Source organism: Microbulbifer sp. ABH2_005, assembly GCF_056160005.1.
The window spans coordinates 2,070,830-2,094,134 of record NZ_JBSWWI010000001.1; the positions used below are offsets into that span (position 1 = coordinate 2,070,830).

Consider the following 23,305-nt stretch of genomic DNA (forward strand, 5'->3'; position numbering starts at 1 on the left):
CCTTATGTTGAGGAGGTATCGGGTTTTTGATCTTCCTCGCTCGGAATACAAACATCAAAGCCATTTAAAATGGCTGAAACTTGATGATACCCGGCGACCAGGAAAATCAATTCCGCGGCGGAATCCTCACCAAAAACCTCAACAGCCATTTTCCAGGTAGCCCTGGGTAGGCGGCCACCAGCCGCCAGAGAAACTGCAACGCTGTAGGCAATGCCTTCTTTTCGGCTTAAATCAGAAGGACGCTCACCTGCGGCGATCGTCGCTATTTTATCCGCTTCCAAATGCAGCTTTTCACCAATAGCCGAATGCGCATAGAGTTCATAGCCCGCCTTAAAGTGCGCTCCAGTGGCCAGAATCGCAACTTCCCGAACAGTCTTTGGCAGCGAAGGGTTATCCGCTATCGCCTTCACATAATCCCACCAGGGCTTACCAAATTTTGGATAGCGAATTGCCGGCGCCCAAGGCCCTAACAAAGCTCCATCTTTGCGACTTTTAATAAACCCTGAGAAGTAGCTTCTCATCTCATTACACATATCTTCGTACAAAGGCTTTTGTTCTTGGCTGAGGTCACCGGGAGCAATGGGGGGAATGCGCATTGAAAGACACCTTATGGGTTCGGCAGGTTGCTCTATTTAGAGGAAAGTCTAGCTCGTTCATATTTAATGCATAGATTAGACTTCGCCCAATAGAAACCGGGGGCTTCATTTCAAAGAACTTTTTGGCTGACACCCAGTCAAACCTGCAACCTCGCAAGCCAATAGGTCTTCTCTTTTCGGAATCTTGTCGGGGCATTATACGGAAGTGATATATACATCAGATGGATCTCCAGCCTCCACCCTTAGTTCATAAAGATAGCGAAACATCAATTTCGTGGCGCCTTTGGATTTCCCTGGCGATCGCGCTTGGCCTTCACATGGCTTTATTGATTATTCCAGTTGTTCTGCCATCAGGTAAGCAGGTGAACGATCAATCGACAATTAAGCTTGTCTTACAATATAAAGATCCGACTGCGGGCTCGCCAATTAACAACTCCGATAGCCCGGCCAGTGCCGACAAGCTCGAAAAATCAGCAACCATTACGAAACCGAAAGTAGAAGGGCAAGCTGAAGTATTGCCTGCTGCTACAGCAGCTGAAAAACCTAGCTCTCCCGGAATCCGGCAAAAACGTGACGCCTCGAATAGAGAAACAATCAATGAACAAAGCAGCTCAGCAGTTACTACCAAGCCCGAAAACTTATCGTCTCAAAAAGCCGCTAATTTAACGGCTCCCTCTGAATCTGGAGCAAAAAGCAAAGCGGTGGTTTTTGATCCGAGGTTAAAGAGAGCTTTGGATCGAGAGAACAACAAAGTTCGCCAGCTTCAAACAAAAGATGCCCTCTATACAACAGCGACAGGCACTTTTGTTCAACTCGATGATAAATGCTTTGACTTGAAAGATTTACCGGCTGGCAGTAATAGCGATCTGAACCCCTGGTTTAGAGCCAAATGCCCCAATAGTTCCAGGTCTCAAGCGGATATTGATCGCCTAGCAGAGAAATATGGAATCCCATAAATTCCTGGTTACATTTTACGCAACCTACTTTAAACCTTCATCACAATTAGTCTTGCCAATTACAGAACACTTTTTGCTGGTGCAAAGCTGGCATCAGAAAAGACCTCCCTAGTTAAGCAAGGACTGTGAATCCAACTGCTCCATAAGTCTCCTATTAGTACACATTACTGTCCTAGGCACAGTGAATTATTCTTTCCCTCACTTTATTTACTACGGGTAAATAGGCATATTGCTCTCGGTGTTTAATATCCCAAGGGGACCACTAGGAACATATATAGTCTCTTTAAGGTTGCTATTACTTCTAATAATCTCCATCGGGATACTCTCACCCGGTGGTGTTGATCGAATTAAATTTCTGAGATCAAAAATGGTAACAACAGGTGATCCATTATAAGAGATGACCTTATCCCCTGTATTAAGCCCTGACGATTTTGCAGTGGAGTTTTCGACCACTTCCCCTATGGTAAGCTGCGAGCTCAAACCATGCGCCTTTAAGTACAATTCAAATTCATCCTTGCTCAGCCGCTCCGACATCATAAGAAAGGGAGAGTGGTACTTCTCCATTTCCTTGAACAAATCTCTAGGATTCTCCGGTGAAAGCTCCGTTATATGCTGCAATTTATATTCAATAAGTCTACGCTTGTAATCAAGCCCCTCCCTGATCAAAAGGATTTCTTCGGCACGTTCATTATCAAATCCTGAGTCGACAAGCCGCTTAATCATTCGCTGCCTATAACCGATGTTTTCTTGAGATATATTTGAGCTTGGTGGGCTTTGCGAGTCTTCTACCACCATTGATTCATCAATAAAATCAGCTTCTATATAACTTTGCGATTGCTCTGCAGTCCCTGAGGCCATTCTTGATAGGAGTGTTTGCAATTGTTTTTGAGCGAGCCCGATCTCCCTGATACGCTTTTCGTGCATCAGCAACGTATCATCATAATTTTCAGTATTACTTGAAGTTGATTGACCAATAAAGACACCCAAAAAAACAGCAGATATAAGTCCTAAAAAGGTGAGGGTAAACCTAATTTTTAGTGACACGTATAAACTCCTTAAAACACTTCATTGACTATCAAAGAAACCAACAGCAAAGCATGCCTCGATTATCACAAGCTCTAATAGGTAGTTACAATCAATGCCTAGTCTAACCGCATTGTTGCAAACAGTTACGCAGTGAGCCAGTTGCTCGAAAGGGCCTATCGCATGGGCTCAGAAAGCAAAGTCGTGAGGCTCTAGTCTTGTCAATCAACATGGCCACTTATTACTGGTATTTTTACCACCAGCAGCCTTGTTGGAATTATGAGAGCAGCTCATTAGGTTAAATATATACTTGTAGCAATAGGGAAATATTCAATGATTCCCAATTAAATGAGCCGCCCCGGCTTTTATTTAATGGTTAAGCAGGCTTGGGTGTATTTTTCGATTACCCAAAATCCCTCCTACAACCTTCCCAACTTCTACTTCAGAGGGGAGTTGTGCCACATCATGGGCGAACCATGCCAGTGAATCAGCATTGTCTACCGCTTTAACCTCAGCAAGCTTTGCCATATGTGATGCCGCTGAATCTTGCCCACGTAACTGGTTTAATGCCTGTTCTACAACGCGCTCAAAAGCTTGATCATGGGTGAGACCTTGTCCTTCCATATAAATTTTCATATACATACCACCATTACTAATTGCCTGATCTAACTTATCTACAATGCCTCCATCCTTGAAGTACCCGGGGTCCAGATCCACTGTTTGCGCGTATTTGTGTGTTCCCTCGTGTATCAAAGTAACAATGCAGAAATTCTCACCTCTTTTCCAAATTTCTTCGAAGTTCAAGCAGATGGGATGCTTGTAATCTGTCTTAAAGCTCCCCCCATTGAGGTACCCTCCACCTACCGTCGTCAGCTTATAGTTATTTGAAAGATACCTGGGCACACTTTCAAAGATGTCCACCCACACAAAACCCGCCATTTTTTTTGTGGGGTTCCCCAGACCCACTGCTGACATGGCAGAAGTTTGAATTTTTGCAAGGGTAGGCATCATGCTCACGTCCGCACACTCCACCCCACTACTCAGTCCCCTCTGAGTCTTAGTTAACCTCTTGAGTATCGCGTTTAGACAACTTCGGTATCTGTCGTTTGGACAATTCGCAGGAAGTCCGAAGTAGTAAGAAAGTAAATTATTAAATTTGCCTGAAACCTTTTTGGGGGACACAAGGGCGGTGGTACACATTGCTTCCGCCCGGGACAAAATGGTTTGTGCTTCATCCAGCCAACTTTCAAGTGATTTTTTCACTTTTGTTTGAAAGAGTACCGGTGCTGTGTCCTCTACCAACACAGAAAATCCAACACCCTGATTGATGCTGCGACTGATTATTTTTGTCATAATTACCTTCCTATGATTTCCTAATGTTCCAGCGATAGAGATTATTGTTGTAGGGCTAACGCTGAGGGAAAGAAGATCAGCATTGTAATATTGATTCTTATGACAGTACATTAGGTTTTTAGAAATGACCCTGAAGCAAAATTATTTCTCAATTTATTTTGAATATAACTTTTCTAGTGTTGCTTTCAGGACTTCTTCCTGAGACTCCTCATACACTAATGAGGACGAAGGGGTGATGCGTCCCGTAATCTTATGGGCCACTTGAGCTGTCTTTTTCTTATTTTGGAGTATGTTAGTAATTGGTAATCGCCGGCCGCTATGTTAGCTGTCCTTATTAATGCCAGCTCAATCACGAAGTATAAAGCCGTGCATTTTTACTGTGTGTTGGGAGGGTAAGGGCCGCCTTTTATATAAAAAGAGTGGGGAGAAGAGCTTAAGCTCTTCTCTGGCCTCCCAAGTTAAGGTATACGCTTGTAGATATAGGTTTTGTCATCTTGTCGAAGAGTCAGCGTAAGGGCAGGGCCCATATCAGCTCCTTCAAATTCGATAGTCAGCCCTGGTACCATCTTAGATGCTTACGTTGTAGGCGATTGTGGCCGAATGACGAACTCTCCGTATCCCGCTGAAACAATGAGGCCCGTATAGCCACGACTGATCTCGATGATATCGTCCTTTGCCTGCTCGTAACGACCGATACCCCTTAAAAGCACTTTCTCTGGTAAAGTGATGAAATCTGGGGTGGGAATGACCTTAGTAGATACCGATTGCTGGGGATTCAAGAAGTGATGGCCTATATCATCCAACCCTTCGCCACTGGCAGCATCTGCCAGAGCGACAACTCCGGCTTTCCGTGCTGGGTTAAAGCCCATAAATGTACGTGATCCATCGCTGCTGCCGTTAGACCAATAGTAGGTTTCTCCATGGGTAGTCGTCTTGCGCCAACCCAGAGCCATTCGAGTGATATCACTGCCTCCCGGTCTATCGATCGACAACATCAAACGTGAGGCAGCCACCAAATCCTTTGGGCCGCGACCGCTGAGAAACAGATCGAGTAGCGTGAGGAGGTCATTAGCGGTCGAGCGCAAGCCACCAGCCGGTGCGAGCACTCCATCGCTAGTTGGGCCAATCGGGCTGAGGTAGAAGTCATGGCCTTGAGCGCGTCGTGCTGACTTTCTTGGATCATCCTTTAAAGAGGTATCCCTTAATCCTAGAGGCCCTGTCACACGCTCTCGCAGAATTTCTGCAAAAGAGCGGCCTTCCTTCAAAGCGATTCCTTGACCTAAGAGCCCAAAAGCCAAGTTTGAATAATTGAATTGAGAACCTGGACTGGCTTGCAGATGGTAATTGGGTAAGCCGCCATACAGCTGCTCAAGGGAGTAACCTGCATATTTATTCGGCGCATCGGGTGCCGATGCTGCAAGGTTGTTGGGTCTAAGTGGCAATGAAGCGCCATGTGTGGCCAAGTCGGCGAGGGTGATTTGTCGCCCCTCAAAAGTGGGAGCCTTTACTCCGCTCGGTACGTAATCCTGAAGCGGGTCGTCGAGTCGTACCCTCTTGTGTACGACTTCAACGGCCAATAGCAGGGCTGTAAAAATCTTAGTCAGCGACGCAACTTCAAAAATAGTATCACCACCTAGCTGGTAGTCATCCTTGGCTTCAGGGTCCCGAACGGTAATGATGCGACGCTCAGAGGACTTCAGGGTGCCTGTGACCGCTGCATATGCCCTATGCTGTTTAAGAATACGGTGACGCACAAAGCGTTTGAGCGCATATTCATCACTCCCTGTATTATTTGATAAAGCGCCTATCGCAACGACTGGCTGGGGTAGGGCATAAGCAGCGGCAAACCCCAAAAAAAGTTTTGAAAAATCACGTCGATCCATGGCGATTAGTACCTATTTAAGAGGCCAGTTAAGTATATCAATATACGTTTACAGCATCTGATCAGAAGTTAACCTAAAAAGAATCAAGTTCATGAAAGAGTATTGATTACAAATATTTTGGAAAGTTTCAAAACTACAAACTTGGCTCTGCCGATGGGTACAAATTAGTGGATTGTATTAGTCCAGACCAAATCCGACACTCTCTCTTGGCAAATAGGAGTTTATAGTTATCGTCAGTGAAGATCGCTTCTTAGGTTTTTCTGCATGCTTAACTTTTCATTTATTTACAGAAATGACTTGTTCCACCTGCGGGGAGTTTATTAACCGCTCTTATCGTGACGGCTCTCATGGGTATTGGCCTTACTATTTTAAAAACTGAATTCGTTTTTTCTAGTCAGACTATTTTGCTTTTAACAAGAATCCCTCCCTGAACTTTTAAACTCCCCCAATACTAACATCTAAAATTTGACTAAGTGATTTAGTTACCTACCTCTGATCATGCTCCCATAACCATCTAGGAGACTTTATCAGCAGCTGCCAACGTTCCCTCCAATCATCTGCCTGCCAGAGTTGCCGAATGAGTTTCACATAACCATGACAGAAGATAACAACAGGATTTAAACTGTTAATACGGGGAAAAACTCCATAGTGGACTGTTGCCTTCTCCTCTGCAAAGGTACCAAACATACGGTCCCAGATAATTAGAATGCCTGCATAATTTTTATCCAGGTATTCACGATTGGTGGCATGGTGTACTCGATGGTGAGATGGAGTATTCATAATCCATTCGATTGGCCTCGGCAGTTTTTTCACAGATTCTGTATGAAGAAGCGTTTGGTAGACCTGTACGACCACTTCACAGAAGAAAATAAGAAATGGATCAAAACCAAGCACAGCTAATGGCAAGTAAAAGAATAACGGAAATTGTCCATCTAAAGGCCCAAACCGATAGGCCACAGAAATGTTAAAGTAAGGCGAACTATGGTGTACAGTATGGGAAGCCCAGGCTAAATTGACACTATGGGCAAAACGATGCTCCCAGTAGTAAGCCAAATCTGCCAAGATAAGGCAGGCCAATATGCTCCAACCTGTAATAGGTATTTGGACAATGCTAAAGTTTTCAAAAACATAGAAAAATGTTGCCACATAAAACACTGCAGCAATTAATGAAGTGATAACTATAAAAGCGAACAGGGTGATAAAGTTACTAACTGAGTCACCCAGCATGCTTAGAGTTAGTTTACGCTTAAAAGCATAGCGTACCACTTCCAGCACAAGCACACCCATGGCCAGTAGAAAGAACCCCTCATTCACCCAGATTTCAAAAGAATTAATTTCTTCTTGTGTAAAAACTGCTGTTAGAAAGCTCATCTTATTATTTCCCGGCTTATCTGATAAACATCGACAAACTGAGCCGCCCCAACTTCCGACAGGGTGTATCTCTCTACGACGGCTTGCAATGTTGAATCAAAAGAAACCTTCTTCCAATGTTCTTCTAGCCCAACCGAAGTAATATTTGTGCCACCACCAATATGGATAACATTGCCTACAGGCATTGTCTCACTTGCGCCATCATGATGAAAAAAGCTTTCCCTTGGCAGCCCTACCGTTACCTGAGCCTCTTGATAATTCTTAGAGAACCTCTGATAAATAATAAATATCTTATGTGAACCCGGTTTAAGCCGATTGAGAATATCCTTGTTTTGTAACAATACATCTACTAGATTTCCAGACTCCTCCAAGGCTACTGTACGGGTCATGCCGTAGATTTTCTTTGGCAGTACCTCCGATCCCGTTTTTGTTAAAGACCTAACCATAGCTTTTGAGGTAACTGAAGGTGAAGTAGCCTCATCAACCATAGGATCTCTCGCTTCTGGAGCTAATGGTTGGGCCCAAGCCAGGAAAGTTACTGTACCCGCAATAACCCCAGTCAGTAATAAGGCATATCTGAGTTTCAATTTTCATCCTCCTTGCTTTACAGCGCTTTGAGTTATAGCTGTGTTGTTGCCACCAAATAAACTTAAAGCCAGGAATTGATGAAAATTTACAATGATACGCTCTGCTTCAACCAGGGTGCCGCCTTTTCCAGAGGGAGAGCTCATACCTCGTTGAACCCGCTCACAAATCCATTGGTCCTCAGCAAAAAATTTATCAGTAAATTTCCGGGCAGAGCGGTTGCTGCCATAACCTCTGTAAACTAGTGAACCGGATAACACTTCTGTTTCACCTGCATGACAGGGCATAACAGACAGCCAGCTTAAAGAGCCTGAGTCGATAATGGCGGTAAAATTAGGCGGCAGCATCAATAATTGATATTGTTTAGGCTTGCCGAAGCCAAGGTAAGATTTAATTGCACCTCCGGTCAGTGTCCATCTTGGGCAGCCGGCGGAATAATAAGCATCTCGGGTTGGCGTAACTGTTTCCAGGGTTTTCTGGTGAACTTTAAACAGGTGGTAACTCTCCATTGCGTTTTCCATCACAATCTTCCAGTTGGCGGCCCAACGCTGGGTTTTCCCCGGCTCAAATTCATCAAAGACATCTATCTGGTGGGGGGGTAAATAATCCAGTAAGCCCTCAAGTTGTATTAAAAGAGGCGGCGCCTGACCACTGATGTCAACAAACACCAAGCCACACCAAATTTCCAGCCGATAAACGGGTAGACAGTGCTTAGCTTTATCTACCTCCTCCTTGCCAGTGAACGGTGCCCCCTGCAAAGAACCATCCAAAGTGTAGCTCCAGGCATGATATGGGCAGATCAGCCGTTTACTAACATTGCCATACCCGGCATCTAATAATGGTGTCCCTCTGTGTCGACAAGTATTAGATAGAGCGCGTAATAGCCCATCAGTACCACGAACTACAACTACAGTGGTAAGACCAATGTTTAATGCAAGGTAATCGCCTTGCCTGGCTAGACTGGATTCAGCTGTAATAAAAACCCAGCCTCCTTCAAAGATTTGCTCCATTTCTCGCTGAAATATGGCCTCGCTTGTATAAGCACCGAAGGGTAGGCAAAGAGCATCGGGGAGCTGAGATTCAGCCGTTCGTTGATACTCAGATAACAGATCTCTCTCATGGGTATTCATTTGAACACTCTCATTACTAGTATTTCTGTGAGACACGCATGTATCATATAAGCATCTTTAAAATGAGACAAGAGTGTCTCACTTGAGCGGAGAGCTATGAATACCATTGACTCTAGAGCCAATCGCTCCAGAACCAGCCTTATTGAAGCTGGAAAGGAACTACTGGTGAACAACCCAAAGGCCAGCCTTAAAGAGGTTGCGGCAATCGCCGGCGTAGGTAGAGCAACTCTATATCGTCACTTTGAAACTCGGGAGGAGTTAATCCTAGAAATAGCTAGAGAGTGCTTTAAGCTGACCAGCCAAGCTCTGGAACCAATTCATGCAGATCCACAGCTTTCAGCCCGAGAAAAGATCCATCAAGGGATTGAGGCCTTGATGCCCTTGGCAGACAGTTATCACTTTCTTCTATCTCTATGGAACATTGCCGAAAATGATCCAGAAGTACAGTCATATTATGGCCAACAGATGGATGACCTAACGGCTCTAATACTAGAGGCACAGGGGGATGGAGATATCCGTAAAGATCTACCAGTGGAGTGGATAACCTCAATGATTGACGCCCAGATTTACTCCGCTTGGTGGCTGATCAACCAAGGACAAATCAGTGCAAAGCAAGCAGCAAAGTTTGCTGTTACCAGTCTATTTAAAGGCATAAATACTTCGTAAGCACGCGATAATGGACTCAAAACTTACGTGAAGTTTAGCCACGTATTAATTTCCCCTTAGTTGTGAATCGTGCATGTAGATATAAATAATCCCGTCTAGACGAAGAATAAGTGATAGGACAGGAACCATATCTGTTTCTTGGAAACTCGATAGTTCGCAATTTTGCTATATTTAATCGCCTATAAGCTTTTTCTTGCTCATCAAGAATCTCTCACATTTGAAATGATATTTAGTTCAATTATTCATATCTATCATACTTAGTCATTTAGGAGTCGTTAAGGGAATAAAATATGAAAATTGTATTGATAGGTGCTACTGGTACCATTGGAAAAGCAGTTGCCGCTGCGCTTAAAGACCATGAAATTGTCAATGTTGGTCATACCAGTGGTGACTACCGGATCAACATTGAGGACAGGGCATCCATCAAGGCCATGTTTGAGAAAGTCGGCCAAGTTGACGCTGTAGTTTCAGCCACAGGAAATGCAGTTTTTGCGTCAATTGAGGAGCTAACCTTTGATCAAATTAAGGCGGCTATCAACAATAAGTTATTAGGGCAAATTAGTATTTTCCAGATTGGCCGCGCCTATGTTCGAGAGGGTGGCAGTATCACCCTAACTTCAGGTGTTTTAGCCCAACATCCTATGCGGGGCGGCTCTGCCCTCAGTTTAGTGAATGGGGCTATTGAATCCTTTGTAAAAGCCACTGCGTTTGAGCTCGACCATAAGCTTCGTTTGAATGCTGTTAGTCCACATTTTGTGAAAGAGACCATGGATATGATGGATATGGATAGCTCCAGTGGTATCTCCGCATCGGACACTGCAAAAGCTTATCGTCATGCTGTTTTGACCAAAGAAACTGGGCAGACTTTTGATGTAGCAGATTATATATGAGCCTTAAAGCTGAAGCTTGTTGTGGTTTTTTTATTTGATATGTAGTTTATTGATGGTTGTGTATTAATTGATACACTAGCTTTTCGTGGCAAGATCGATCAAGTCGTGGGCTATTAAAGTAACTGCATAGAATATCCACGTACATGCGATTGACTCCGAGCCGGTAGAAAATACATTTTTCAAGGAGAGCATACAGCAATAGCCTGTACGAAATACGACGATGAAACTATCCCTGCTCAATCGCTATACATTTTTTGGCTGTTGTTTACTCACGACTCTCGTCAGCCTGCCTTTGCTTTACTCTTACTCCTGGCTCTGGCCTGTGGCCACAATCAGCGGCCTTCTAAGCCTCCTTGGAGCTTACGATTTAACCCAGAGATACCACGCAGTGCGTCGCAACTATCCCATATTGGGTAATATTCGTTATCTGGTGGAGCGTATTCGCCCAGAGCTACGCCAGTACCTATTAGAAGGAGAAGAAGACGAGCTGCCTTTTTCCCGCGCCCAGCGCTCCCTGGTCTATGCCCGGGCCAAGAATGAGAATGCCTCCAAACCCTTCGGCACCCTGATTGACGTCTACGAACCGGGTTTTGAGTTTATCAATCACTCCATCCAACCCAAGGAGGTCAGAGAACACCAGGACTTCAGGGTGCTCATAGGGGGGCCACAATGCAGCCAGCCCTATTCGGCCTCGATCTTTAATATCTCCGCTATGAGCTTCGGGTCCCTCAGTGCCAACGCCATCAGGGCCCTGAACAAAGGCGCCAAGCTGGGAGACTTTGCCCACGATACGGGGGAGGGCAGCATCAGCCCCTATCATCGCGAGTTCGGTGGCGATCTGATTTGGGAAATAGGCTCGGGTTACTTTGGTTGTCGAACCCCGGACGGCAGCTTCGACCCAGACCGGTTCAAGGCGCAGGCCCACAACCCGCAAATTAAGATGATTGAGCTAAAGCTCAGCCAGGGTGCCAAGCCCGGCCATGGCGGCATCCTTCCCGGGCACAAAGTTACAGCCGAAATAGCGGCCACCCGCGGCGTGCCAGAGGGAGAGGACTGCATCTCACCATCCAGCCACAGCAGCTTTTCCACCCCCCTTGAGTTACTGGATTTTATCCAACAACTGAGAGAACTAAGTGGCGGTAAACCGGTGGGTTTCAAGCTGGCTCTCGGCCACCCCTGGGAGTTCATGGGCATCGCAAAGGCCATGCTCCAGACCGGCATATTGCCTGACTTCATCGTGGTGGACGGCAAGGAAGGTGGCACGGGGGCAGCACCGCTGGAGTTCTCCAATCATATCGGCGTACCCCTGCGAGAAGGACTGCTGTTCATCCACAACACCTTGGTTGGACTGAATCTGCGAGACAAGATCAAGATAGGGGCCAGCGGCAAGATAATCTCGGCTTTCGATATTGCCAGCGTGCTGGCCATAGGGGCCGACTGGGCTAACTCGGCGCGCGGCTTCATGTTTGCCATCGGTTGTATCCAATCCCAATCCTGCCACACCAATAAGTGCCCCACGGGGGTGGCCACCCAAGACAAGTTACGGCAACGAGCCCTGGTGGTACCTGATAAAGCCAACCGGGTGCATAATTTCCACCACAACACCCTTCAAACTCTGGCCGAGATGCTAGCCGCCGCTGGATTGGAGCATCCAGAACAGCTGGAGGGGAAACATCTGGTGCGCCGCACCGGTGGCACTGAAGTGCAGCTATTTTCGCAAATCCACGTCTTCCTCAAGCCCGGCGAATTACTCAGGGAGCATGACGAGGGGGGCTTCTATGCCCGAGCCTGGCGTATGGCTCGTGCAGAAAGCTTTGACCCAACCGAGAACGATCCGACCAGCAACGATTTTAAAAGCGAAGCCGTTACAGCTGAACTTACATCCAGTTGATCAAAGATCATGAGCGCTCGGCCTGTTGTGAAAAAGCTGCGAGGTTATCAACCAGAATCTGGAAACCGCTGGCTAATTCATAGAGGGGAAGGGCGCTTGCCTGTGTACCTTAAACAGCGCTTTCTGTTCCTTTAGGAGTTCAGGGTTTAGTAGTTCAGGATTGACCTGACAGAACACCTTCAAAAACTGGTAACTGTCAGGTCAAGTCTGGATTAACTCACTTAAAAGGAGGGGATCTCATTAAGTCATATACCCACTCTTTTGAAAACTTAAATCAATTGACCAGTTACCGGCATGTACACCATAGTTGTCTGCGAATTGCCGTTATGATTTCTATCCTTACCAAAAAAATGAGCCATATCTAACAGCTCCCAACCGGCTGTATTTCCATCCGTTAAAACACAGTCACTTTTGTTGCCTGCTCCATGACCATTAGAAGTATGAATCATTACATGCCTCATAACTCCTGTATTTGACAGAAAACCAATGAAACACCCTTCCGGTAAAGTCATCAACTCGTGCAGAGTATTAACGGATCGAGTTCTGGGGTTAGCCCCAAAAATTCGGTTGTAGTTATTGATAGTAGTAACATTAAAACTGATGTTGTTCATGTTTACGTCTGGGCAGTTTACGCCCTTAGCACTCCACGCACAGTAAAGCGCAGCATCCCAGCATTGCATACTGGTAAGTTTTTTATAGAGGGAAAGCTCTGGCCCTGTCAGAGTACCATTCATGAATGAGGCTTTCGCATTTCCCATCGATTCAGCTAATAGACGCGTTCTTCTGCCCGGTGTTTGCCCTTCAGGAATCAGGTTCATCAGCGGCATTTGCTTTCCTTATAATATTTATGCTTGTAGGTTGATGGTCATAATATTAGCGCACCAAATAAACTGTATTCAAGCTTTAAAGTGCAAACTGCGGATCCACATTTCCAAAAACGGCACAATTTGAAATACTGTACTACGGAGTACTCAACAAAATATGCAAGCTCAAATTATTATTCTAAATTATTCGCATAAAACAAAACGCCTCAAAACACAGGTCGAACTCCTAAAAGCTAGCCCTGTAAAGGCTCTTACTACTTCCGATAGAAGAAGAGGTTGGGTGAGAGAAGGGGCTGCTGGAAGTCTTTCTTATAAAGCTAAAACAAATAACACTTCTTGATTTCAAGTCATGGTCACTCAGCAACTATTTATTACGCTTAGTCTCCAGGCTTTCTAAAACTCAAATACTGCTTTGTTAAATTCGGTAGTCGTATCACCATCAACGAAATGTCCAGCTCCATCAATCCACCAGGCATGCACAGGCACTTATCATCTTTTAAATTCCTCACAAATGAGAAATTGATACTTAATCTGCCATGCAACCCTATATTGTTGCATGTTCAATCCGGTAGATCGCTTCACAGGTGCTTTCATATGGATATGATTAACACAGCCCTGATTGATGCGCATCAGTATGCTTGTGTGAACAAACATCTTTAAGAATTTATGATGAGATCCCAATCTCCTCTGTTACCACTTGATCGGGATAGAAGGCGATACGTCCATTGATCACTTTTGCAAAGTCGAATGCGGCTTCGTAGGTCCAAGCAATGGCTTCGCCACTGTCATCGACTGTGAAGTAACTGGCATCCCCTTTAAGCGGACAATGGCTTGTCTTTCCCTCAACCGGGCTTAGAGCCGCAATAACGTCTTCTTTGGGGAAGTAGAAAACAGGGTCATACATATCCTTTCCAAGTTCAGTGATTCTTAGAACATTATTACTTTCAGCAATCACTTTACCTCCACGACGTACTCTCACAGTTCTTGGCACTGGCTTTGCGCGCATAAAATGTCGTGGTTCATTTGGATTATGGATTGTTTCTTCAGACATCGTAATTTCCGGATGTGACATAATTTTTTCCTTGCAAGGTTATTTCGATTAACTTATGAATTGGCACATTGAAATACGTTCAGGTTGCAATTGCAGCATACAGCACTTGACTCTACACCTATTACATTTATAGGCCACCTAATCCGCCGTATACTAGCTAAAATCGAAGTAAAATATATATCCCCATCGGAATTGCGAAACACTAAGGAATATTTATCTAGGACTTCGTAGATTTAAAAGCCGGCTTTTTAGACTGGGTGACGTGGCAGAGTAGGGGGCATTCAAAATGATGCCATCAGTGGGTAAAGTTCCAATTCAATACATCTGATAACAGGTTACACCGTTTAACACCGTTTAACACCGTTTAACACCGTTTAACACCGTTTATATGATGAAGTATCCCTTACAGCTAAACGCGCAAATGTTGGCCACATTGTTCATATTAGTGCCTCTGGAACCGATACCATAGAGGTCACCCATTGGGAATAGTATCAAATGATAGAAGCACACCTCAAAAAACTGGGGTTAAGGTTTACTCATCTTCGGCCGAGAGGATTCATTCAAAACTTAATCAGCAATAGCTGGTTCCAAGCCGCTGCCAGAAGAAACTTGATCTGGCACGCACGATGGGGCTGGGCTGATGCACTTAACGTGGCGGCAGTGGCCATGAAAGTGGTTTTGTTACTAAGTGGTCTTACTATATCACCATCATTATTTGCTATAGATTACAACTGGAGCAAATGGCAAGAACAATGTAATCAGAGAGAGCGAACACAACTAGAACTCAATCAATGTGCGCACCAACAATTTCTGTCTAGTGACAACCATTTGAATAAAATTTACCAGCAGGTGTTAGATTCGCTGACACCACAACAGCAAAAAAAACTGCGAGCAGAGCAGCGCCTTTGGCTTCAGGCTCGTGATCCAGATTGTAAAGCTGAAGCAAATAATGAAGCACTTGGAGGGTCAATCTGGCCAATGCTTTACCAATTATGTAGGGCGGAGAAAACAGATATTCGAATAAGGGAATTGCGCAAATGGATTTCACGTTAATAAGAATTACTTTGGGCTTAATGTAAAGCGAGCTTATGAAAACATTCTACCTACTCATTCTTTTCTCTCTCCCAGTTTTTGCTCAGACTTGTCCAAAAATATCCCCAGAGCTGAAAGAGATCGTCGGCTCTCATGTGGAAGAACTTCGGGCTGAAATTCTTTGTGAAGGTACATTTGATTCTAAATCTGGAGATGTTGAAGTAATCTTATACAGCATGGGCGGTCCATGTAAGGGGCAGGGCCAACAGCCCTCAGGCATCTGTGGAAATATGGTTGTACAATATTTAGCAGCTATTGTTAAATCTAAGAAAATTCAACCTTATAAAATCAATGGCTTATTAGTCAATGCCATAAGTTTGGATAAAAATGTGATTTATCTGCAAGGTAAAAGCTTCATAAGAACGATCCTAGGTGCTGCCCAAGTATTGATGCGAAGTTAACTATAAAAATTACGCAAAATGGTTTTTCTCGATTGTAAATAAAAATTAGTAAATTGTTGTTGACGCTATAGCTTATATGCAAATAACTAATGTGAACCTTTAATAATATAGGTGCAGGGGGCAAACATGAATATCCGAAATAGCGACAAAAAAAATTGCTAGCAAGTATTTTTATTACCAAACATGTATCTCACTTATAGCGTATTAATTGCGATCGCAGTCCACAATGGTACAAGTAGCTCCTTCAGTTCCTTTAATGCTATTTAAGATTTTTCCGTCCTTGCATTAGATCTGGGAGAACAGTCAATTGCTGCTATCTTAGGAATTAGAGCCCTCATTGTACTTAAGAGCCTGAAAAATTAACTTGGCTTATACGTTTTGGAGCCCAAGAAGCACTTTGGCCATATTATCTTTTACCAAGTTAAAAACCTATTGACGATCGGTTTTAGCCGCCTTACCATCATCCAAGGAATGATTTTAACTGTTGGAATAATGGTCTATGCGACTTGGCGATCTTGAGAAACAGGTGCTCCAATACCTTTGGGATACAAAAGCTGCGGATGCTAAACAGGTCCACTCGGACTTGAGCAGGGCCCGTGGAGGTTCTCTCAATACGATCCAGAGCACGCTGGATCGCCTCTACAAGAAAGGTTTGCTGTCTCGGGAGAAGCAGGGGCATGCATTCCAATACAGCCCGGCAGTGGAGCGCTACGAGTTTGTCGGGCAGCTGATTCAAGATGTTACTCGTGAATTCGTTGATGATGAGAATGGGTTGGTAGCCGCTTTTACCTCCATCTCATCGGAGTTGAGCGAAAGTCAATTAGAGCAGCTGGAGCAGTTGATCGAAAGCCAGAAGGTAAAGCGCCAGCAGGGTGATCGCTAGTGATTTTGGGGCAGGTTGCACTCTGGCTAAACCTACTGACTATTGCAGCGCTTGGCCTGTTTGTCGGTATTTTACTGGTATCAGCTGCCTGCCTTTCTGCTTCCCGGCTTTCACTTCGCTTGTCTGCCAGTAGCCGGCGTTTACTGCTGTGGAGCGCGGTATTGCTGCCGTGGTTCGCGGCTTCCACTGCCGCTGTTATCCTGGCTTTCCCCAGCCTTTTGGGAGGCGTTGCATCACTGGCGCACTGGCACCATATCAATGCTTTTAACCTCTACAGTTGGCATGGTGTTTTTACCATTGCGTTTCTTTTCCTTGCCGGGTTTTTGGTATTTCAAAGTTTTAAACGAGCTCATCGCCATTTGGCGCAGCTCCGATTGTTAATGCAACTTTGCGAAAGGGATCAGTCTGACCAGAGTATTATCCAGGCAAAGGGGCCCCAGGCTTTCACCAGCGGTCTGCTCCGTCCGCAAGGGTTTTATACCAGCGGTCTGCGAGACCAGTTAACAGCGGAAGAATTTGAGGTGGTACGCCTACATGAGGAAGCTCATGCGCAAAAATTTGATCCTCTGAAGAAATTAATATTCGCTTTGTTTGCCAGCTTTTTCCCCTCGCGTTTGGGGAGTAACCTGAATCGGCAGATGGCGCTGTGTATGGAGCAGCGTGCAGATGCTTATGCCCATAGGCAGGGGTGGAGTGAGACTTTTATCGCCCAAACCCTACTTAAAGTAACCCGTGTCTCCAATGGGTTGCAGCCCAAAGAGAGAACTTCAGCAATGGTCTGTTATTTCGCTCTTGACCAGTTGGATGCTCGTATTCGTTACTTGCTGTCTGATGATAAGGGGCGCAGCTTACCCCCCTTGTTATTAGCTGGATTGTTTGTAGTTCTTACTGGCACTTGCCTTGTTACGGTGGATGCACTCCACCACACCGTCGAAACCCTTTTCTCCCACTAAGGAAGCCGAAGTGTTTAATTGTTTGCGTTTAGTCATAACTAAAAAACCGACTATAGATCGGTTTTTTATGGCCGGAGCCGTGTTCTTTTTAGTCGCATTAAGTGGGCCCCTTAAGGCAGAGCAGGGCGAGGAGTTATCGGGCCTCACTTATGAGCAGGCAATTCTTAAAAGCTTGCAAAATCACCCCGAACTGGCGGGTTACCAATATCAGTTTGAGGCTGTGGTTGCTCTATCCAAGCACGCCAAGCTTGGACCACGCCCGGAGCTTAGTGTTGCCGCTGAAGGGTTGGGGGAAGACAAGAGCAGCGATGGCAACGGCAGTTCCCAGGTAACAGTAGGCATCAGTTGGCTATTACAGGGTGATCTCGCAGAAAAACGTGTATTGGCTACACGCAGTAAGACTTCCGTGATTGAGGCCGAAAAGCAGGTTCTTGAGTTAGAAGTTGCCGCTAATACTGCGCGTTACTTTTTCCAAGTCCTGGCTCAGCAGGAACGCCTGGAAATTGCTAAAAGAGCAGTCGACCTGGCTCGCAGGATATCCGCCGAAATTAATCGCCAAGTTAGTGTTGGCAGAACGAATGAAGCCGATGCTTTTCGGGCGGAAGTCGACTTCCAGCGTCGACTCTTAGCTGTGGAAGATGTCGAGCACGAGTTGGATATTGCCAGATATCAATTAGCTGCCCAGTGGGGCTCCAGAGAGCCCAGTTTTCGAGCGGTGGTTGGTTCTCTTTCCAGTGTCATTCCAGAGGTTGATTTATCTAGATTGCGAAGCTTGGTGGCGAGCAACCCAAATTTGGAAATATTCATGAGCCGCGAGCGCGTGGCGCAGGCGGAAATTGATTTGGCACGTGCAGAAGCGGGCATTCAGTGGCGGATTGATACAGGAATTCGTCGCAACGAAGCGAGCGGAGATTATGGATTGGTGGCTGGTTTCGCAATCCCACTAAGTAAGGGCGATCGCAATCGCGGCAAGGTATCTGCTTTGAGGGCGGAACAGAATCGCTTCCGAGCAGAAAGAAATGCGAAAGAGATTGCATTGGATACACAGCTCTTTGTGATGACCCAAAGGCTACAGCATCACCGGCACGTAGCTGCCGCCTTGAATGAAAAGATGATTCCCAGTCTGGATAAGGCGCTCAGCGCTACGCAAAAAGCCTATCGACGTGGCCGCTACAACTACTCGGAATTGGCACTAGCCCAACAGGGGCTTACCGATGCGCAGCTTTCACTGCTCCAGGCACAGTACAACGCACACCTTAGCCTGATTGAAATTGAAAAACTCACCGGCCTGTCATTGGCACAGATAAGCGAGAGCGAGATATGAGATCCGCAGTTTTTTCCAGCCTGATATTCAGTGCTTTACTTTCCTTGTTCCTTAGTGGCAGTGTCTATGCGGCCGGAGCTGTCGCAGAGGCGGAACCGGAAAAAGGGCCCAATCGTGGGCGCATGTTGCGAGAAGGTGATTTTGCCGTTGAGCTAAGTATTTATGAAACTGGTGTTCCCCCGGAGTTTCGGGTTTGGGTGAGTAACGATGGAGAGCTGGTTAATCCTCAACAGGTTGATCTTAAAGTGATTCTTACAAGGCTTGGAGATGGAGAGGACCACATCGAATTCAGGCCCGAGGGGGATTATCTGCGTGGTGATATGGTGATCTATGAGCCCCACTCATTTGTTGTGACTCTAACGGCCAAGTACCAGGGGCAAGAATACCGTTGGCAATACGATAATTTTGAGGGGCGAACCCGTATCGAATCCGGTATTGCTGAATCCATGGAAATTGATACGGAAACCGTCGGCCCAGCCAGGATGAGTGAAACCAGCCGCGCTTACGGCAGGCTTATTGTAGATCCAGAGCAGGTACGTGAAATTAGTGCGCGTTTCGATGGCTTTGTAGAAACTGTACAGGTGGGATTGGGGGAGCGCGTTAAAAAAGGGCAACCCCTAATTGCCATTAACAGCAATCAAAACCTAAACACCTACACTATTCAATCCCCAATTACCGGTGTAGTAGTCCAGCGCAATGTAAACCCCGGTGAACAAACCGCAGGTCGAGTTTTATTAACGGTTGCCGATGATACCGCCTTGCTGGCAGAGCTGGATGTTTTCCCCTCGACACGCCCCCAGATTCGCCAGGGCGCGCCCGTTTTCGTAAATATCAAGTCCTTGGAAACTCCTCTGCTCGGGGTAGTTAAACAAATTGATACTTTGATGAAACCCAACCAGGCCACCGCCGTTCGAGTGTCACTGCAAGATATTCCCGCAGGCCTCGCACCGGGTTCTTTTGTAAGCGGCGATATCCAAGTTGCTGAATATGAGGTGCCTCTCGCCGTAAAGCGTTCCGGTTTACAGGCGTTCCGCGATTTTACTGTCGTTTATGCCAAGGTGGGTGACCAGTATGAAGTGCGTATGTTGGAGTTAGGGCGTGAAGCCGGTGATTGGGTTGAAGTGCTGGGGGGGATTCGACCGGGAATCGAATATGTCACCAACAACAGCTATATCATTAAAGCGGACATTGAAAAGTCCGGTGCATCTCACGATCACTGAGGGTTCGACATGCTTGAGTACTTGATAAGAACCTCAATTCAAAATCGCGGGCTGGTTATTGCACTTGTGCTCTTACTATGCGGTTTGGGCATTTGGAATTTCACCCGGCTGCCCATTGATGCAGTACCGGATATCACCAATATCCAGGTGGTTATTAATACGGAGGCACCGGGGTATACCCCAAAAGAAGTTGAGCAGCGTGTTACATACCCAGTGGAAAATGCAATGGCTGGATTGCCGAGCCTTGCTTATACACGCTCCGTTTCACGGTATGGGTTGTCTCAGGTTACGGTGATTTTTAAGGATGGCACCGATATTTATTTTGCCCGCCAGTTAGTGAATGAACGGCTCACTAGTGTACGTGGTGCACTGCCTGCTGGTTTGGAGCCGGAGCTTGGACCCATCGCCACAGGTCTTGGTGAAATCTTTATGTTCACAGTGGACTCCGAACCCGGAGCCACCAATGCTGATGGCAGTGCGGTAACACCTAAGGACTTACGTTCGGTGCATGACTGGATTGTGCGCCCGCAGTTACTGCGTGTACCTGGTGTGGTGGAAGTCAATCCGATCGGCGGGTTTAAGAGAGAAATTCTGATTGCTATAGAGCCAGATAAACTGCTGGCATTCGGCCTGACGCAGGAAGACCTGATTCGCTCGATCGAGGAGAACAATCGTAACCGCGGTGTAGGCTTTATTGAACACAGTGGCGCCCAGTGGTTGTTGCGGGTTCCTGGGCAGGCAAACTCGTTAGAGACACTGAAGGATTTCCTGGTTGCGGAAGTGAATGGCGTTGCTGTTCGACTTGGCGACTTGGCCAAGATCGAAGAGGGGCGCGAAATGCGCACCGGGGCGGCTACTCAGAACGGCAGGGAAGTGGTGATGAGCACCGTTTTCATGCTGGTTGGCGAAAATAGTCGCACCGTTGCAAGTGCAGTTGGTGAAAAGCTAGAGGATATCAAACAGAGTCTACCGCCTGGTATCACATTGACTGCGGTTTATGATCGCACCGGTCTGGTTGACCAGACATTGCGCACGGTCCAAACCAATCTTATGGAAGGTGCGCTGCTGGTTATCGCGGTTCTTTTCCTGCTGTTGGGCAATGTTCGCGCAGCAATTCTCACTGCGCTGGTCATTCCAGTGGCCATGTTAATGACCATCACCGGCATGGTTCAGGCCCGCGTAAGTGCAAACCTGATGAGTCTGGGGGCGCTGGACTTTGGCTTGTTGGTGGATGGGGCCATCATTATTGTCGAGAACTGCCTGCGACGCCTTAGCGAATCCGCCCGCGAGCGTGGCCAGTTAGATCTAAAAGAACGGCTTACCCTGGTATTCCAATCGACGCGGGAAGTGATTCGCCCGGCCATGTTTGGTGTGTTCATTATCACAGCCGTGTATTTACCCATTTTTGCCCTGACTGGAGTGGAGGGCAAGATGTTCCATCCGATGGCTATTACCGTGGTGATTGCGCTGCTTTCTGCGATGTTTCTTTCCATCACTTTGGTGCCAGCCGGCATAGCGCTGCTATTCCGCAAACCGGTGATCGAAAAGAAAAACCCTGCACTTGAGAAGCTGAATAGCTTTTATCGCCCGGCCTTGGAGTTTGCACTGCGCCAGCGTGGCATGGTTGTCGCTCTTGCTGCGCTACTGGTGTTGGTTTCCGGCTATACGGCAAGCAGAATGGGAAGCGAATTTGTGCCGAATCTGGATGAAGGCGATATTGCCATGCACGCCTTGCGTATTCCCGGTACATCCCTGGAACAAGCGATTGCACTACAAAAATCCCTGGAGGCGCGGATTAAAGAGTTGCCCGAAGTGGAGCGTGTATTCGCCAAAATTGGTACTGCGGAAGTGGCTACCGATGCCGTTCCCCCAAGTGTTGCCGATAACTTTATTATCCTGAAACCCAGGTCTCAGTGGCCAGACCCGGATAAGCCGAAAGAGCAATTGGTAGACGAGCTGGCAAAGCTGGTAGAGCCAATCCCCGGCAACCGCTATGAATTTCTCCAGCCAATCCAGATGCGCTTTAACGAGCTTTTAGCGGGGGTACGCGCGGAACTGGCGATCAAAGTCTTTGGCGATGACTTTGAGCAATTAGAGCGTTTGGGCGGTGAAATTGAAGCGGCTATAGGCAGTGTAGAAGGCGTTGCTGATATACAGATGGAGCAAACCAGCGGTTTACCAGTTCTCGCCATTGTTCCTGACCAAGCCGCACTATCCCAGTATGGGCTGGCCATCAGCCAAGTACAGGAGCAGCTGGCAACCGCGCTGGGAGGTACGGTTGCTGGCCGCTTTTATGAAGGAGACCGCCGCACCGATATTGTTGTGCGTTTGCCAGAGGTATTGCGCCAGGATTTGGATGGGCTAAAGAAACTGCCCATTCATCGACCCAATGGCAACTATGTGCCCCTGGAGGAAATTGCCAGCTTGGAACTCACTGCCGGTATCAATCAGGTTTTCCGCGAGAACGGTAAACGCAGGGTAGTGGTAACGGCTAATGTGCGGGGTAGGTACCTGGGTAGCTTTGTTGCCGATGTACAGCAGTCCGTTTCCGATAAAGTGGAAATTCCACCCGGCTACTGGGTTGAATATGGTGGAACCTATCAAACCCTACAGTCTGCTACTGAACGCTTATCGATTGTAGTGCCGCTGACCCTTGTGTTGATTATGGGGCTTCTCCTGCTGGCGCTTCGCTCCATAAAAGATGCGGCAATTATCTTTACCGGTATACCCCTCGCATTAACCGGCGGTGTGCTCTCTTTAATGTTGCGGGATATCCCTTTCTCCATTTCCGCAGCCGTTGGTTTTATCGCACTTTCCGGGATTGCCATCCTTAACGGCCTGGTGATGGTTTCCTTTATTCGCGACCTGCGAGACCAAGGTTACAGCATAGAAAAGGCCATTATTGAGGGCGCACTGATCCGCTTACGTCCGGTCATTAGTACCGCACTGGTCGCCTCACTCGGTTTCGTGCCCATGGCGCTGAATACTGGTATTGGTTCTGAGGTACAGCGCCCACTGGCTACGGTGGTTATTGGCGGTATTGTCTCATCAACAATCCTGACACTTTTAGTGTTGCCGGCACTCTACAGAATTTTACATGGCAGGAATGCCAAGTCTGAGAGCTTACAAGATAACCCTGAAGCGGCTCTGGCTGGAGCCAGTTAACTGGGCCTGTGTGCGCTTTGGTTCACAAGAATTTAGAACTTTAATAAC

Annotated in this window: 20 protein-coding genes; 11 read left to right on the top strand and 9 right to left on the bottom strand. The window is 46.6% G+C overall.

Translation table 11 applies throughout. The features are described from left to right. Positions 1–2 precede the first annotated feature (2 nt). Positions 3–596 (bottom strand): carboxymuconolactone decarboxylase family protein, encoded by a 594-nt coding sequence (locus ACXAFI_RS08940; protein WP_475108522.1) that lies wholly within the window; start codon positions 594–596, stop codon positions 3–5. Positions 597–913: 317 nt separating this feature from the next. On the opposite strand from ACXAFI_RS08940, the gene ACXAFI_RS08945 reads away from it, so the two are divergent. Beyond that, complete coding sequence (locus ACXAFI_RS08945) at positions 914–1,552, top strand: RING finger protein (protein WP_475108523.1); 639 nt, start codon at positions 914–916, stop codon at positions 1,550–1,552. Between the two features lie 210 nt (positions 1,553–1,762). On the opposite strand, the gene ACXAFI_RS08950 is transcribed toward ACXAFI_RS08945, so the two are convergent. The 6 genes from ACXAFI_RS08950 to ACXAFI_RS08975 all read right to left on the bottom strand — a co-directional run bounded on the left by ACXAFI_RS08950 (position 1,763) and on the right by ACXAFI_RS08975 (position 8,897). After that, entirely contained in the window at positions 1,763–2,596 is an 834-nt protein-coding gene (locus tag ACXAFI_RS08950) for a PDZ domain-containing protein (RefSeq protein ID WP_475108524.1), read from the bottom strand. 348 nt (positions 2,597–2,944) lie between these two features. Beyond that, positions 2,945–3,928: a hypothetical protein gene (locus tag ACXAFI_RS08955; protein ID WP_444922112.1), complete on the bottom strand. Its 984-nt coding sequence runs from the start codon at positions 3,926–3,928 to the stop codon at positions 2,945–2,947. A gap of 575 nt (positions 3,929–4,503) precedes the next feature. Continuing rightward, entirely contained in the window at positions 4,504–5,811 is a 1,308-nt protein-coding gene (locus tag ACXAFI_RS08960; RefSeq protein WP_475108525.1) for a serine hydrolase domain-containing protein, read from the bottom strand. 486 nt (positions 5,812–6,297) lie between these two features. Beyond that, positions 6,298–7,182: a sterol desaturase family protein gene (locus ACXAFI_RS08965; protein ID WP_475108526.1), complete on the bottom strand. Its 885-nt coding sequence runs from the start codon at positions 7,180–7,182 to the stop codon at positions 6,298–6,300. Next, on the bottom strand, positions 7,179–7,769 hold the full coding sequence (locus ACXAFI_RS08970) for a hypothetical protein (RefSeq protein ID WP_475108527.1): 591 nt from the start codon (positions 7,767–7,769) through the stop codon (positions 7,179–7,181). The genes ACXAFI_RS08965 and ACXAFI_RS08970 overlap by 4 nt, the downstream gene beginning before the upstream one ends. A gap of 3 nt (positions 7,770–7,772) precedes the next feature. Beyond that, positions 7,773–8,897, bottom strand: coding sequence for an aromatic ring-hydroxylating oxygenase subunit alpha (locus tag ACXAFI_RS08975; protein ID WP_475108528.1), 1,125 nt, complete (start codon positions 8,895–8,897; stop codon positions 7,773–7,775). Between the two features lie 96 nt (positions 8,898–8,993). Here ACXAFI_RS08975 and ACXAFI_RS08980 point away from each other — a divergent pair, with 96 nt between their 5' ends. The 3 genes from ACXAFI_RS08980 (at position 8,994) to ACXAFI_RS08990 (ending at position 12,344) form a co-directional block, all read left to right on the top strand. Beyond that, positions 8,994–9,563: a TetR/AcrR family transcriptional regulator gene (locus ACXAFI_RS08980; RefSeq protein ID WP_475108529.1), complete on the top strand. Its 570-nt coding sequence runs from the start codon at positions 8,994–8,996 to the stop codon at positions 9,561–9,563. A gap of 290 nt (positions 9,564–9,853) precedes the next feature. Next, positions 9,854–10,453 (top strand): short chain dehydrogenase, encoded by a 600-nt coding sequence (locus tag ACXAFI_RS08985; protein WP_475108530.1) that lies wholly within the window; start codon positions 9,854–9,856, stop codon positions 10,451–10,453. Positions 10,454–10,673: 220 nt separating this feature from the next. Further along, entirely contained in the window at positions 10,674–12,344 is a 1,671-nt protein-coding gene (locus ACXAFI_RS08990) for an FMN-binding glutamate synthase family protein (RefSeq protein ID WP_475108531.1), read from the top strand. 269 nt (positions 12,345–12,613) lie between these two features. Here ACXAFI_RS08990 and ACXAFI_RS08995 read toward each other — a convergent pair whose 3' ends face one another. Both ACXAFI_RS08995 and ACXAFI_RS09000 read right to left on the bottom strand, forming a co-directional pair. Further along, entirely contained in the window at positions 12,614–13,171 is a 558-nt protein-coding gene (locus ACXAFI_RS08995) for a hypothetical protein (RefSeq protein WP_444922105.1), read from the bottom strand. A 661-nt stretch (positions 13,172–13,832) separates the two neighbouring features. Further along, positions 13,833–14,240, bottom strand: a complete 408-nt coding sequence (locus ACXAFI_RS09000) for a DUF427 domain-containing protein (RefSeq protein ID WP_475108532.1) — start codon at positions 14,238–14,240, stop codon at positions 13,833–13,835. A gap of 474 nt (positions 14,241–14,714) precedes the next feature. Between ACXAFI_RS09000 and ACXAFI_RS09005 the strand changes: the two genes are divergently transcribed. The 7 genes from ACXAFI_RS09005 (at position 14,715) to ACXAFI_RS09035 (ending at position 23,257) form a co-directional block, all read left to right on the top strand. Continuing rightward, a complete protein-coding gene (locus tag ACXAFI_RS09005; RefSeq protein ID WP_475108533.1) occupies positions 14,715–15,272 on the top strand; it encodes a lysozyme inhibitor LprI family protein in 558 nt (185 codons plus the stop codon). 35 nt (positions 15,273–15,307) lie between these two features. Next, the gene (locus ACXAFI_RS09010) at positions 15,308–15,712 is read left to right on the top strand and encodes a hypothetical protein (RefSeq protein WP_475108534.1); all 405 of its coding nucleotides are present in this window, start codon (positions 15,308–15,310) and stop codon (positions 15,710–15,712) included. Between the two features lie 499 nt (positions 15,713–16,211). Continuing rightward, entirely contained in the window at positions 16,212–16,595 is a 384-nt protein-coding gene (locus ACXAFI_RS09015; protein ID WP_444904779.1) for a BlaI/MecI/CopY family transcriptional regulator, read from the top strand. After that, positions 16,595–17,548, top strand: coding sequence for a M56 family metallopeptidase (locus ACXAFI_RS09020; RefSeq protein ID WP_475108535.1), 954 nt, complete (start codon positions 16,595–16,597; stop codon positions 17,546–17,548). Before ACXAFI_RS09015 ends, ACXAFI_RS09020 begins: the two co-directional genes overlap by 1 nt. 67 nt (positions 17,549–17,615) lie before the next feature. Next, positions 17,616–18,872, top strand: coding sequence for a TolC family protein (locus ACXAFI_RS09025; protein ID WP_475108536.1), 1,257 nt, complete (start codon positions 17,616–17,618; stop codon positions 18,870–18,872). Next, entirely contained in the window at positions 18,869–20,092 is a 1,224-nt protein-coding gene (locus ACXAFI_RS09030; protein WP_475108537.1) for an efflux RND transporter periplasmic adaptor subunit, read from the top strand. The genes ACXAFI_RS09025 and ACXAFI_RS09030 overlap by 4 nt, the downstream gene beginning before the upstream one ends. A gap of 9 nt (positions 20,093–20,101) precedes the next feature. Beyond that, positions 20,102–23,257 (top strand): efflux RND transporter permease subunit, encoded by a 3,156-nt coding sequence (locus ACXAFI_RS09035; RefSeq protein WP_475108538.1) that lies wholly within the window; start codon positions 20,102–20,104, stop codon positions 23,255–23,257. Positions 23,258–23,305: the final 48 nt, after the last annotated feature.

Excerpts from the sequence above, each read along its gene's own strand:
- ACXAFI_RS09035 (WP_475108538.1), top strand. The coding sequence starts at position 20,102 with ATGCTTGAGTACTTGATAAGAACCTCAATTCAAAATCGCGGGCTGGTT.
- ACXAFI_RS09000 (WP_475108532.1), bottom strand. The coding sequence starts at position 14,240 with ATGTCACATCCGGAAATTACGATGTCTGAAGAAACAATCCATAATCCA.
- ACXAFI_RS08975 (WP_475108528.1), bottom strand. The coding sequence starts at position 8,897 with ATGAATACCCATGAGAGAGATCTGTTATCTGAGTATCAACGAACGGCT.
- ACXAFI_RS08945 (WP_475108523.1), top strand. The coding sequence starts at position 914 with ATGGCTTTATTGATTATTCCAGTTGTTCTGCCATCAGGTAAGCAGGTG.
- ACXAFI_RS08965 (WP_475108526.1), bottom strand. The coding sequence starts at position 7,182 with ATGAGCTTTCTAACAGCAGTTTTTACACAAGAAGAAATTAATTCTTTT.
- ACXAFI_RS08980 (WP_475108529.1), top strand. The coding sequence starts at position 8,994 with ATGAATACCATTGACTCTAGAGCCAATCGCTCCAGAACCAGCCTTATT.
- ACXAFI_RS09025 (WP_475108536.1), top strand. The coding sequence starts at position 17,616 with ATGGCCGGAGCCGTGTTCTTTTTAGTCGCATTAAGTGGGCCCCTTAAG.
- ACXAFI_RS09005 (WP_475108533.1), top strand. The coding sequence starts at position 14,715 with ATGATAGAAGCACACCTCAAAAAACTGGGGTTAAGGTTTACTCATCTT.
- ACXAFI_RS08940 (WP_475108522.1), bottom strand. The coding sequence starts at position 596 with ATGCGCATTCCCCCCATTGCTCCCGGTGACCTCAGCCAAGAACAAAAG.
- ACXAFI_RS09030 (WP_475108537.1), top strand. The coding sequence starts at position 18,869 with ATGAGATCCGCAGTTTTTTCCAGCCTGATATTCAGTGCTTTACTTTCC.
- ACXAFI_RS09010 (WP_475108534.1), top strand. The coding sequence starts at position 15,308 with ATGAAAACATTCTACCTACTCATTCTTTTCTCTCTCCCAGTTTTTGCT.
- ACXAFI_RS08990 (WP_475108531.1), top strand. The coding sequence starts at position 10,674 with ATGAAACTATCCCTGCTCAATCGCTATACATTTTTTGGCTGTTGTTTA.
- ACXAFI_RS08995 (WP_444922105.1), bottom strand. The coding sequence starts at position 13,171 with ATGCCGCTGATGAACCTGATTCCTGAAGGGCAAACACCGGGCAGAAGA.
- ACXAFI_RS08955 (WP_444922112.1), bottom strand. The coding sequence starts at position 3,928 with ATGACAAAAATAATCAGTCGCAGCATCAATCAGGGTGTTGGATTTTCT.
- ACXAFI_RS09015 (WP_444904779.1), top strand. The coding sequence starts at position 16,212 with ATGCGACTTGGCGATCTTGAGAAACAGGTGCTCCAATACCTTTGGGAT.
- ACXAFI_RS08985 (WP_475108530.1), top strand. The coding sequence starts at position 9,854 with ATGAAAATTGTATTGATAGGTGCTACTGGTACCATTGGAAAAGCAGTT.
- ACXAFI_RS08960 (WP_475108525.1), bottom strand. The coding sequence starts at position 5,811 with ATGGATCGACGTGATTTTTCAAAACTTTTTTTGGGGTTTGCCGCTGCT.